This window comes from Halalkalibacter nanhaiisediminis, from assembly GCF_007830185.1.
Lineage (GTDB): Bacteria > Bacillota > Bacilli > Bacillales > Bacillaceae_D > Halalkalibacter > Halalkalibacter nanhaiisediminis.
Genome location: NZ_VLKZ01000004.1, coordinates 112,626 through 124,929 on the forward strand (window position 1 = coordinate 112,626; position 12,304 = coordinate 124,929).

13 protein-coding genes are annotated in these 12,304 nt (G+C 39.4%); 12 read left to right on the plus strand and 1 reads right to left on the minus strand.

Going from position 1 to position 12,304, the window contains the following annotated elements; all coding sequences use genetic code 11:
- Positions 1-44 precede the first annotated feature (44 nt).
- The 12 genes from IQ10_RS08070 to IQ10_RS08125 all read left to right on the plus strand — a co-directional run bounded on the left by IQ10_RS08070 (position 45) and on the right by IQ10_RS08125 (position 11,922).
- The gene (locus IQ10_RS08070; protein ID WP_144449985.1) at positions 45-263 is read left to right on the plus strand and encodes an alpha/beta-type small acid-soluble spore protein; all 219 of its coding nucleotides are present in this window, start codon (positions 45-47) and stop codon (positions 261-263) included.
- A gap of 164 nt (positions 264-427) precedes the next feature.
- The gene (gene mbcS / locus IQ10_RS08075) at positions 428-2,014 is read left to right on the plus strand and encodes an acyl-CoA synthetase MbcS (protein WP_144449986.1); all 1,587 of its coding nucleotides are present in this window, start codon (positions 428-430) and stop codon (positions 2,012-2,014) included.
- Between the two features lie 156 nt (positions 2,015-2,170).
- On the plus strand, positions 2,171-3,775 hold the full coding sequence (locus IQ10_RS08080) for an amidohydrolase (RefSeq protein ID WP_144449987.1): 1,605 nt from the start codon (positions 2,171-2,173) through the stop codon (positions 3,773-3,775).
- A gap of 164 nt (positions 3,776-3,939) precedes the next feature.
- Positions 3,940-4,935 (plus strand): signal peptide peptidase SppA, encoded by a 996-nt coding sequence (gene sppA, locus IQ10_RS08085; RefSeq protein WP_144449988.1) that lies wholly within the window; start codon positions 3,940-3,942, stop codon positions 4,933-4,935.
- 15 nt (positions 4,936-4,950) lie between these two features.
- On the plus strand, positions 4,951-5,517 hold the full coding sequence (locus IQ10_RS08090; RefSeq protein WP_242009793.1) for an RDD family protein: 567 nt from the start codon (positions 4,951-4,953) through the stop codon (positions 5,515-5,517).
- A 91-nt stretch (positions 5,518-5,608) separates the two neighbouring features.
- Positions 5,609-6,238: a DUF2953 domain-containing protein gene (locus IQ10_RS08095; protein WP_144449989.1), complete on the plus strand. Its 630-nt coding sequence runs from the start codon at positions 5,609-5,611 to the stop codon at positions 6,236-6,238.
- 54 nt (positions 6,239-6,292) lie between these two features.
- Positions 6,293-6,760: a GerW family sporulation protein gene (gene ytfJ, locus IQ10_RS08100; RefSeq protein WP_144449990.1), complete on the plus strand. Its 468-nt coding sequence runs from the start codon at positions 6,293-6,295 to the stop codon at positions 6,758-6,760.
- A gap of 166 nt (positions 6,761-6,926) precedes the next feature.
- Positions 6,927-7,427, plus strand: a complete 501-nt coding sequence (gene tpx / locus IQ10_RS08105) for a thiol peroxidase (RefSeq protein WP_144449991.1) — start codon at positions 6,927-6,929, stop codon at positions 7,425-7,427.
- 108 nt (positions 7,428-7,535) lie between these two features.
- Positions 7,536-8,525, plus strand: coding sequence for a class I SAM-dependent methyltransferase (locus IQ10_RS08110; protein WP_144449992.1), 990 nt, complete (start codon positions 7,536-7,538; stop codon positions 8,523-8,525).
- Positions 8,526-8,764: 239 nt separating this feature from the next.
- Positions 8,765-9,961 carry an acetate kinase gene (locus IQ10_RS08115; protein ID WP_144449993.1) on the plus strand — a complete coding sequence of 399 codons (1,197 nt, stop codon included), beginning with the start codon at positions 8,765-8,767 and terminating at the stop codon, positions 9,959-9,961.
- Between the two features lie 161 nt (positions 9,962-10,122).
- Positions 10,123-11,079, plus strand: coding sequence for a 3'-5' exoribonuclease YhaM family protein (locus IQ10_RS08120; protein WP_144449994.1), 957 nt, complete (start codon positions 10,123-10,125; stop codon positions 11,077-11,079).
- A 12-nt stretch (positions 11,080-11,091) separates the two neighbouring features.
- Positions 11,092-11,922, plus strand: coding sequence for an EcsC family protein (locus IQ10_RS08125; RefSeq protein ID WP_144449995.1), 831 nt, complete (start codon positions 11,092-11,094; stop codon positions 11,920-11,922).
- A gap of 45 nt (positions 11,923-11,967) precedes the next feature.
- On the opposite strand, the gene IQ10_RS08130 is transcribed toward IQ10_RS08125, so the two are convergent.
- The gene (locus IQ10_RS08130) at positions 11,968-12,276 is read right to left on the minus strand and encodes a hypothetical protein (RefSeq protein ID WP_144449996.1); all 309 of its coding nucleotides are present in this window, start codon (positions 12,274-12,276) and stop codon (positions 11,968-11,970) included.
- Positions 12,277-12,304 lie beyond the last annotated feature (28 nt).

A 12,304-nucleotide genomic window follows, 5' to 3' on the forward strand; every position in this document is an offset into this window, starting at 1 on the left:
CTTCCTTTAGACTCATTCTATGAGTACAGAAGGAGGTGAGAAACATGGCTGGAAACAATAGTGGCGGTAATAGCAGTAATCAATTGCTTGTACCTGGTGTACAACAAGCGCTTGATCAAATGAAATATGAAATTGCTACTGAATTCGGAGTTCAGCTTGGACCAGACTCTACATCACGTGCCAACGGTTCTGTCGGTGGTGAGATCACAAAACGTCTTGTTCAAATGGCTGAGCAACAAATGAGTGGCTACCAACAACAATAATTATTTATATCATGGCTGTAGGAGAGTGAATCATTCACTCTCCTTATTTATTTTTATGATGGGGTATGATTCCATTTTGTTCTATTAAAATTGAGAAATTAAATATTCAAATAAATAATTCAATTCTGTATAATAGGAGTAGCAGATGACAAAGGGGGAGAACGATGAACCGAGAACAATTGATTGCACCAGAGCAGTATAATTTGTTTCAAGAGGTTGAAGCATTTGCTAATGATACTGAACGTTTAGCAATTCGTTGGACAAATGAAGCTGGCGATCGCAGAGATGTCACATATCCACAGCTTGTTGCAAAGACGAACCAATTTGCTAATGCTTTAACAAAAAATGGTCTTTCGCGAGGGGATAAGGTTTTACTTATCCTACCTAAAATTCCTGAAGCTTATTTTACTTATCTGGCTTGTTTAAAAGCAGGATTAGTGATTATTCCATGTTCTGAAATGCTACGAGCAAAAGATTTAAGCTATCGTATTGAACACGCCGAGGCAAAAGCGGTTATTGCATACGCTGAATTTATTTCAGAAATGAATTTAATAAAAGAAGATCAATCATCATTAGAAATGAAGTGGATTGTTGGAGGGTCTTCTGAAGGCTGGAACAATCTAAGTGAGATAGCTAATGATGAAAGCGATTTCTTTAAAGGGCCAGCGACAAAGAGAGATGAAATGGCGTTTCTTCCTTATACGTCTGGGACCACAGGAAATCCAAAAGCAGTTGTACATACTCATGGATGGGCGTATGCTCATTTACAGGTAGCTTCTAAAATGTGGTTAGATGTTCAAGAAGGGGACATCGTTTGGGCGACTGCTGCACCAGGTTGGCAGAAATGGATTTGGAGTCCGTTTTTATCGACAATTGGAGTAGGAGCCACAGCCTACGTGTATCACGGTCGATTTGAACCAAATGATTATCTTCAACGCTTACAGGATGAAAAAATCAATGTTCTCTGTTGTACACCGACAGAATATCGTTTGATGGCAAAGGTTGATAACATTGAGCGTTTTTCATTGCCACATCTGAAAAGTACGGTATCCGCAGGTGAACCGTTGAATCGACAAGTGATTGAAACGTTTAAAAAGACGTTTAACGTCGAGGTTCGTGACGGGTATGGGCAAACAGAAAATACGTTATTGATTGGTACACTGAAGGGTATGGAAATTAAGCCTGGGTCAATGGGGAAACCAACACCAGGTAATGAAGTGACGATTATTAATGAGGACGGGCAGCCTGTTAAGCCAGGTGAAGTAGGAGACATCGCTGTTCATAAAGACGCTCCAGCTTTATTTAAGGAATATTATAAGGATCCTGAACGAACTGCCATGGCTTTCAGGGGAGATTATTATATGACTGGTGACCAAGCAAAATTAGATGAAAATGGTTATTTTTGGTTTGAAGGTCGAAGTGATGATATTATTATTAGTTCTGGTTACACAATTGGACCATTTGAGGTTGAGGACGCCCTGACGAAACATCCAGCTGTACGTGAATGTGCGGTAGTCGCTAGTCCTGATGAAGTAAGAGGAAATGTCGTAAAAGCATTTGTTATTCTTCGAAATGATCAGGATACAGGCAGCGATGAGTTGATTAAAGAGCTACAAGAGCATGTGAAGCAAATGACTGCACCTTACAAGTACCCACGAAAGATTGAGTTCGTAAAGGAATTGCCGAAAACGACTTCTGGAAAAATCAGAAGAGTGGAGCTAAGACAACTAGAAAGAAAGAGACATGTGTAAATCATTTTTGATCAAAACTTTTGTAAGTTGATCAGATGAAGAAGGCTGACTATTCATGGTCAGCCTTTTTTACATGGCAGGCATATGCATTGCGTCTAGTCATATATTCTGGCACCATAAGGGAATAATTAGGATCAGAGAAGGAGAGAGGAATGAATGGGAACGCTTTGGTTGAATGGAACGTTTTTAACGATGGAAGCAGAGCATAAATCGGTGGAAGCTGTTTATGTTTCTAATGGAATCATTCGAGCAACGGGCACAAAAGCGGATCTTGAAAGCCGTTTTGCCCGCAACATTACTGAGCGGCAAGATGTAAGGGGAGCTTATGTATATCCAGGATTTGTCGATAGTCATCTTCACATGATCGGTCATGGTGAAAAGCTGATTCAACTTGATTTATCAGAGGTTGAATCAGCTATGGAAATGCGAAGACAATTGGCAGAGAAAGCGAAGGAAACAAAGAGCGGTGAATGGATATTTGGTGAAGGATGGAATGAAAATAATTTCTCTGATCGAAAAATCTTTCATCGACAAGAGCTTGATGAGATAGCAAGTGATAAACCGATGTTTCTAACAAGAGTGTGTCGTCACGCAGCGCTCGTCAATAGTGAGGCACTAAGACTTGCTGGGATTACAAGTGAGACTTTTGATCCTGTAGGTGGAGTGATCGTACGTGATGGTAAAGGGGAACCGACAGGCTATTTACTTGATACAGCAACAGAGCTAGTGAAGGATGTTATTCCTGCTGTCACAAAAAAGTATGTTAGGCGTGCGCTAGAAGTTGCTGTTGATGATTTATTTCGCGTGGGGCTTGTTGGTGGACACACAGAGGATTTGCATTATTATAATGGCTTCAAAGAAACCTTTGATCAATTTCTAGATGTGGTTGATGGCAAAAAAAGAAAATTTCGTGCCCATTTACTCGTCCATCACGAAGCAATCAAGGAAATGGAAGAGCAAGGATTTGATCAAGGTGAGATTACTCCATTCATAGAGCTAGGAGCAGTAAAAATATTTGCGGATGGAGCCTTAGGAGGGAGAACGGCTCTTCTCCAAGCACCTTATACGGATGACCCAGCTACTTCTGGAGTAGCGATGCATGCTAAAGAGGATCTTGATGGGATTATTGAAGCAGCAAGAAAGTGTAATCGTTCTGTTGCCATTCACACGATTGGAGATGGGGCGCTTGATATGGCGTTAACGGCCTTAGAGCAGTTTCCATTACAAAAAGGTAGGGATCGGTTAATTCATGTACAGGTAGTTAATGAATCGTTAATAAACAGGATGAAAAACCTTCCGCTTGTACTCGATATTCAGCCACGTTTTGTTGCTTCAGATTTTCCATGGGTGATAGAAAGATTGGGACAAGACAGACTCCCATTTTCCTTTGCATGGAAGACGTTGCTAGAAGAAGGACTTCATTGTGCAGGAGGTTCTGATGCACCGATTGAACCTGTGGATCCGTTACTTGGTATTCACGCAGCGATAACGAGAAAAAGAATAGGGGAGGACCACGAAGGTTATTTGCCAAGTCAAAAATTAACCGCATTTGAAGCAGTACAGCTTTTTACTTCAGGAAGTGCGTACGCGATTGGAAAGGAACATGAAAGAGGAAAGATTGAAGCAGGATACGTCGCTGATTTTACAGTTCTTGATTGTGATTTATTTACAATCGATGCCGATGCTATTCCAGACGCAAAAGTAATGATGACTGTTGTTGATAACACGATCATGTATGATTGTGAGGAGGGGACAAGCTAAGCTTGTCCTCTTCAACGTCAACTATTAGTAAAGTTAGCATGGGTGAAGATTTCAGTGGTTCAAGCTTAATCATCTTTTGTTGTGAAGATGACCCTATATTAGATTTTGTGTTATCATAACCTTTGATTGGGAAAATGAACCAAGTAGGATAGAGGAGTGAGAAAATGAGTCGTAAACGTTGGCTGGCCTTGATTGCCGTCGCTATGCTGTTAGTTGCTTCGATCTCTGTGAATATAGCAACATCAAGCGTTTTTTCTGATACGAATGCGTTTTTTGGTACGATGGATCAAGAATGGACAGAAACCGTTATTGAAACAGGGCAAGATATCACTGGTTCAATTGCTGTTTTAGAATTAAATGGTGTCATTCAAGACACTGGAGAAGTTGGTTTGTTTCAAACAGGTGGTTATCAGCATCAAATGTTTCTTTCTCAACTTGATTATGCCGCTGAAGATCCAAGTGTAGAGGGTATTATTATCCGTGTCAATACACCAGGTGGTGGAGTGGTTGAAAGTGCAGAAATCTATGAGAAAATTATAAATGCACAAGTGGAATATGAGAAGCCAGTTTTTGTCTCAATGGGAAGTATGGCTGCGTCAGGAGGCTATTATATTGCTGCTCCAGCAGATATGATTGTCGCTAGTCCACAGACGATTACGGGATCAATTGGTGTCATCATGGAATCAATTAATGTCGCACAATTAGCTGAAAACTACGGGATAGAAGTTAATACAATTAAGAGTGGACCTTATAAAGATATTATGTCAGCAACAAGAGAAATGACAGAAGAAGAAAGAGCCATCTTACAATCACTCATTGATGAATCGTACGACGAATTTGTCCGTATTATTGCTGAGGGTCGCCAAATGTCAGAAGAAGAGGTAAGAACGATTGCCGATGGACGGATTTATAGTGGTAACCAAGCGCTAGAGCTTAATCTCGTTGATGAATTAGGTAGCCTAGATGATACGATTGCATTGATGAAAGAATATGTTGGAGCAGATTATAATGTTGTACAATATGAATCAGGCCTTGGATTTCCGCAATTTTTTTCAATGTCTATGGAGCGAATGTTTACATCAGATCATGAGCTAGCAGTGCTTCAACGTTTGTTATCGGACCATCGCTCGCCAACGTTAAAATATTTATATACCGAATAGTGGAGGTGGAGAGCGTTGGAACAAACAGCTCAAGTAAATACAAAGTATCGGAGACAGAGAGTCGTGAATGGCCGTCTTCGTAACCGAGTAGTAGACGTGCGACATCAAGAAGAAAATCCTGTGGATAACAAAGAGCAAACGCTACCTAGGTATCAGTTTGCTGGTTTTTGGATGCGACTATGGGCTTTTTTATTGGATTCCATTACCGTTTTTGCGTTAAATGGCATGCTAATTTATCCACTGTTAACAATCACAGGGATAGGTGAGTGGATAACGATTGCGTCGTATAGTGGCGAAGCACTTTTATCTGCTCTTGTATTTTTCTTATATTTTGCGATTATGACAAAGAAGTATGGGCAAACGATAGGGAAAATGGTTTTTGGATTACGCGTCATTTCAAAAGATGGTGATGAGCTAAGTTGGAGTCAAATCATTTTTCGTGAAGGTGTAGGGCGATTTATTCACCAAATTTTTTTCCTGTTACAGGTTCTATATGTGGCTGTGGCTTTTACAGCAAAGAAGCAAGGTTTCCATGATATGATTGCAGATACGTATGTCATTCATGAACGAGAAGAAGTATAAACATGTCATAAACCTATCCTAATCAGGGTAGGTTTATTTTTTTACTGGTAGGAGAAACTAATGAGAATAGCTATGGATAGAGGAGAATCGTATGGGTTGGTTGATAGGCATTCTTATCATTTTAGTGGTTCTGTTTGTTCTTCTAATGGTAACAAAGCTTAAGATAAAAATAGATTATCAGCATAATCAAGATAATGATTTACTAGAAGTGAACCTTTCTTTATGGGGGATGAGGGTGTTTAAGTTCAAAGCTCCTTTAATAAAAATAGATGAAGATTCTGCTTCTCTTGTCGTAAAAGAAGAAGAGAAAATTGGAAATAAGAATATTAAAAAGACTGAGACGATTACACCTCAGACAATTATTGACGGTATTAGGCGTTTAAAAGATTTTCTTTTGCATATCATTGGATTTCACCGAATAGTGAAGCACTTTTTACAGCGTGTTTCAGTTTATGACTTTAAATGGTATACAGATATTGGAGTAGGAAATGCTGCTTATTCAGCACAGCTTGCAGGAGTTGTTTGGTCATTAAAGGGGAGCATCATTGGGTTAGTTGCCCATTACATGAAAATGAAACAAATGCCAAAATTAAATGTGCAACCTCGTTTTCAAGAAGTTGTCTCTTATACATCCTTTTCTTGCATGCTTTCCTTTCGAATTGGACATGCTATCATTGCGGGTCTAATGTTAATCAAACATTGGAAGAAAATACCGAAATGAACAAGAACGAGTTCGGTTGAAAAAAACATGTACTAATGTAGGGAGGAAATGAAAATGTCAGATCATCCAATTCAAGGGTTAATGAAGACAGCGATGGAAAATTTAAAAGAAATGGTCGATGTGAACACCATTATCGGAGATCCAGTCGAAACACCAGATGGTAGTGTGATCATGCCTGTTTCTAAGGTTGGTTTTGGCTTTGCTGCTGGTGGAAGCGAATTTATGATCGAAGAGAGTGGCGGAGCAGATACGAGTAGTAGTGGCCATCCATTTGGTGGAGGAAGTGGGGGTGGTGTATCGATTACACCAATTGCTTTCTTAGTTGTAGGCAGTCAAGGCGTTAAGATGATTCATATTGATGGTAGTACCCATTTATATGAGAAGCTACTTGATTTTGCTCCTCAGGTTGTGGAGAAGATTCAGCAAATGCTTGGCGGGAATCAGTCACAAGCAACATCTTATGCTTCACCAAACCCGCAGCACAATAACCAACCACATCATTATCAAGAACCCCCAGTGTAAAAAGTTCGATTGCTGACTGTTGAGAATAGCTCTCTACAGTCTTTTTGATGAGTAAAGAAAGTGATTTTCTATCATGCAGGTGCCATTCATAATTCTTGTCAGAAACTCATACTCTCATGTAAGATAGATATGTACATATTTCCAATCGTTAAAAGGAGGAATTAAAATGGCAGAAGTAACGTTTAAAGGCAATCCTATTACATTATTAGGTACAGAAGTAAAAGTTGGTGAAAAAGCTCCTGATTTCACAGTACTAGCAAATGATTTATCAGAAGTAACGTTAGCTGATTCAAAAGGTAAAGTTCGTCTTATCAGTGTCATTCCTTCTATTGATACAGGTGTTTGTGATCAACAAACGCGTCGCTTTAATGAAGAAGCAGCAAATTTAGACAATGTTCAAATTTTAACAGTGAGTGTTGATTTACCATTTGCACAAAGTCGTTGGTGCGCTGCTGCTGGAATTGAGAACGTTCAAACGGTTTCTGACCATAGAGAACTTTCTTTCGGACAAGCTTTTGGAGTAGCAATTAAAGAACTCCGCCTTCTTGCACGTGCAGTATTTGTTATTGATTCAAATGATACAGTGACGTATACAGAATACGTATCAGAGGCGACTAACCACCCTGATTACGAAGCAGCGATCGAGGCAGCAAAAGCAGCAAAATAATGAGTAGAGGATGTTTGAAAGTCCTCTCAATAAAGTCTACTGTCTTGCGATAGTAGGCTTTTTTCTATTACAATAGAGAAATCGATTTGTAGATGAGGGTGTGAAGTAATGAAGGATACACATATGGAAAGGTTATTTACCTATTTAAATGAAACAGCCCTTTACTTAGAAGAAAATTGGACTGTCACTTACCTTGAAGGTTTAGCGGAGGCTGGCGAGAATTTGTTTCGTCAAGAAATTTGTCAGCCGCTTGAGGATAAACAAAAGCGTATTCTAGAGGAGAAATTAGCGAGTGTTAGTAAGGTAGAGTATGAAGTTGAAGATATTCGTAAAGCGTTTCAGCTAACTGTATTAAAAGGAATGAAAGGGGCTGTTCAGCCTCATCATTCCATGACTCCTGATGCTGTGGCCTTGTTTTTAAGCTATCTCGTTAATAAAGTACTTGGAAAGCGCGAGGAAACAGCTACGATTCTTGACTTAGCTGTAGGTTCAGGAAACTTAATAAGTGCTTTATTAAACCATGCGACTGTTCCTCTACATGCTCGTGGATTTGAAGTAGATGAAACATTATTAAAGCTGGCATTTGTTAGTGCAAACCTCCAGCAGCACGAGTTGGAGCTATTCCATCAAGATAGTGTTGAGCCACTTGCTTTTCCAGAAGTCGATTTAGTGGTAACGGATCTTCCAGTAGGGTTTTACCCAAAAGATGATGTCGCGGCAAATTATCTCCTAAAGGCTGATGAAGGTCATTCTTATCTTCATCATTTAATGATTGAACAAGCGATTGAGAAAACAAAGGATAGTGGATTTCTTTTATTCGTGGTCCCTAATTTCTTATTCGAGAGCGATCAAGCCAAGCAATTACATGAATATGTAAAGGAGCATGCAAACATTCTTGGACTGCTTCAATTGCCAAAGACGATGTTCCAATCTGAACAATTCGGCAAAAGTATCTTCATGCTGCAAAAGAAGGGTGATGGTGTACGACAACCAAAGCAAGCGCTTTTAGCTGAGCTCCCTTCCTTTTCTAAAAAAGAAGCCCTTGCTGATATGATTCAACAAATGAATAAATGGTTTGATCAGGAGTTAGGCATTTAAGAAAATGAACTTTCTCATTGTGATAGCATACTTCGAAAGGAAGTATGCAGAATAGCGATGAGAGGGTTCTTTTTTGTTTACGCTCTCAATAAAACGGTTTCAAGTCAGAATATAATGAATTCGGGAGATAATAGGTGAAAATAAATGAATTCACTTGAAATACGGTATTTGGGGTGCTTAAATGGAGAAGGATAAAAAGATATATGAAGCTTGAAAGTTAAAAAAGGAGCTGTTTAAGCATGGCTAAAATTATCGCGATTAATGCAGGGAGTTCATCATTGAAATTCCAGCTACTTAATATGCCTGAAGAATTTGTTGTTACACAAGGTCTTGTTGAGCGAATCGGATTAGAAGACGGTGTTTTCACGATCGAAGTAAATGGTGAGAAAAACAAGGAAACGCTTGCTATTCCTGATCACGCATTTGCTGTAAAAACGCTTCTTGATAAATTAACAGGACTTGGTATTATTCAATCCTTAGATGAAATTGAAGGAATTGGACACCGTGTTGTACATGGCGGTGAAAAGTTTAGCGACTCTGTTTTGATTACAGACGAAGTCCTTAAAGGGATTGAAGAAGTATCAGAGCTTGCTCCTCTTCATAACCCAGCTAATATTGTTGGAATTAAAGCATTTAAAGAAGTGTTACCGAATGTACCTGCAGTCGCTGTTTTTGATACTGCTTTTCACCAAACAATGCCTGAAAGTTCTTTTCTATACAGTTTGCCGTATGAGTATTATAAGAAATATGGCATTCGTAAGTACGGTTTTCATGGTACATCACATAAGTATGTTTCAGAGCGTGCAGCAGAGTTATTAGGGCGACCACTTGAAGACCTTCGCCTTCTCTCATGTCATTTAGGAAATGGAGCAAGTATTGCTGCAATCCAAGGTGGCAAATCAATTGATACATCAATGGGCTTTACACCGCTTGCTGGTGTAACGATGGGGACACGTTCAGGAAACATTGATCCTGCTTTAATTCCATATATAATGGAAAAAACTGGTCAGGATGCATATGAAGTTCTTGAGACATTAAATAAGCGTAGCGGACTTCTTGGTGTATCTGGTTTTTCAAGTGACTTACGTGATATTGAAAGCGAAGCAGCTAGTGGAAATGATCGTGCTGAGCTTGCTCTTGAAGTATTTACATCGCGTATTCATAAATACATTGGTTCGTATGCTGCGCGTATGAGTGGTGTAGATGCGATTATTTTCACTGCGGGAATTGGTGAAAATAGTGATGTTATTCGTGAGCGTGTCTTAAAAGGACTTGAATTTATGGGTGTATACTGGGATCCATCTCTTAATAAGGTACGTGGGAAGGAAGCATTTATTAGCTATCCTCATTCTCCAGTTAAAGTCATCATTATCCCAACGAATGAAGAAGTGATGATTGCACGTGATACGGTTCGTTTAGCTAATGTAAGTCAGTAATTGTTGATTCAGCATGTGGTCTTATAAAGAAGCATCTCTCAAAAGGAGTGATGCTTCTTTGCGTTCATTTGATATGAGAGATATGATGGGAATGAGGACTTTCTCTCGTGCATAGAATGATGTTGAAATGGGTAAAGAGTAATAGGGTAGGGGGGAAAGATATGGGTGCCTTTCTAGACATGGAAGAAGGGGAAATCATTAGAGACTTTTTTCTCGTTAAAGAAAGAGAAATAAAGCAAGCTTCAAATGGAAGTGATTATGCTAACTTTCTATTAGAGCGTAATTTAGAGCTTGTCTCAGCACGGCTATGGGATATCACTTCCGATCAAAAAGCACAATTTCAACGTAAGTCTGTTGTGAAAATAGAAGGAACGATACAGAGCTATAGAGGTCAAAAGCAAATTAATATTCAACGGATGCGCCTGGCGACAGATGAGGATCAGATTAATGTGTCAGAATTGATTTCTAGAAAAGGGGTTGTCAGAGAAGAACTCTGGCAGGATTTGAGAATCATGATGGAGGAAGTACAGTCAGAGGTTCTACGGTCGATTATCAAACAATTATTTAGTCAACGAACGATCAGGGAACGGTTAACGACCATTCCAGCATCAAAAACGTATCATCATACATATTATGCTGGCTTACTTGATCATATTGTTCACGTGACTCAAAGTGCTTTTCAACTACTTCCTTTGTACCCAGCTTTAAATAGAGACGTTATCCTTGCGACATGTCTTCTTCATGATATCGGTAAGACACAAGTCTTTACAGATATCGTAGCGCCTGATTATACAACAGAAGGCGAACTTTTAGGACATATAACACTTGGACTTGAACTTATTCATGATGCTGCAAGAGAAGCAGGAATTTCCATTTACGATGCCGAACTACTTGCTCTTAAGCATTGTATTGCAAGTCAGTTCGGAGATATCAATCAAGGCTTTGGCAGTGCTGTATCACCGAAAACGGCAGAAGCGATTTTTTTTCATCACATCAAACAAATGAACACGAGATTACATGGGCTTGAAATGATCCAAGAACGTTCGCAGGAAGATTGGACGTATTCACCCATGTTTAAACGAAAAATGTATACGTATAAAAAAGGAGACGAATCGTAAGGAGAGATTTGGATGAGTCAACACAGTAATAGAGAGAAACGCTTAGATGAGATAAAAAGATGGGAAGAAGAATATTTCATCCAAGAAGCATCAGATATTGCCAAATCCTATCAAATATGGAGTGAGCGGATATTCAATCAATTGGGAGATGCGCGCAAACGAAAGTGGCTTTCAAAAATGGATGACTGTTTGTTTCATTTACAAGCGTGGTATCAAGATAGTAGGTCGTATGAAGACACGCATCGACGGATTATTCAATATGCTCGTATATTTGATGCTAGTATGACGACAATAGATGATTTGCATCAGCTGCCTATAGAGCAGCTTGATTATTTGGCCGAGCAGCTTATGGCAAAACAACGCATGATTGCTTTTGGTCAAGGTGGGTTAACGGGAATGGGGGGAGCTTTTTTACTGGCAGTTGATTTACCAGCGATGGCACTTATTCAATTACGATCCTTGCAACAACTTGCCCTTGTTTATGGATATGATACGAGACGTCCAGCTGAAATGATGTATATTTTGAAATTATTTCATGTTGCTACCTTGCCTAAATCGTATCAAGCAGCAGAGTGGGACAAGCTTTTTGCGGAAGTAGAAGGTCAGTTAGGAGATGACATTTTCTATCAAGGAGAAGATTCAATCTTTCAAGACAAGTGGATGGAGCAACTAATGAAGCAGTTAGCAAAAAGCTTTATGATCACGATGCTGCGTAAAAAAGTGATCCAAGGTATGCCGCTGATCGGCATGGCGGCAGGTGCAGGCTTGAATTATCGCTTCTCTCAGCAAGTCATTGAAATCGGACAACATTTTTATCAGAAGAGAAGATTACTTTCGGTGTAAACGTTAATATTCATCAGGAAAACCAGCTAGATTGAGCTGGTTTTTTTATTTACCGCTAGAAATAGATGGATTCATTCGAAACCAGATCCATAAGTCATTAATGATTGATGCTAGCTCTGCCATTTCAAGGTTTAATTCACATGAACGTTCAAAGTTTTCTTCCTCTGTTAATGCCTTATGAACAAGATTAATCTCCTTTTCAATTGTTTTAACGCGGTCTGGAATTGTCCCTCTTATTGACTCCCATTTTGACACAATGCGCTCTTGTGTGTCTTGTTCTAGCTCATCCCAATGTTCATTGATGCGTGGAATGGAAAGCCCAAGACGAGAATCATAGATGAAATCTATATTCATTTGCATTCACCTCACACTCATTTACATT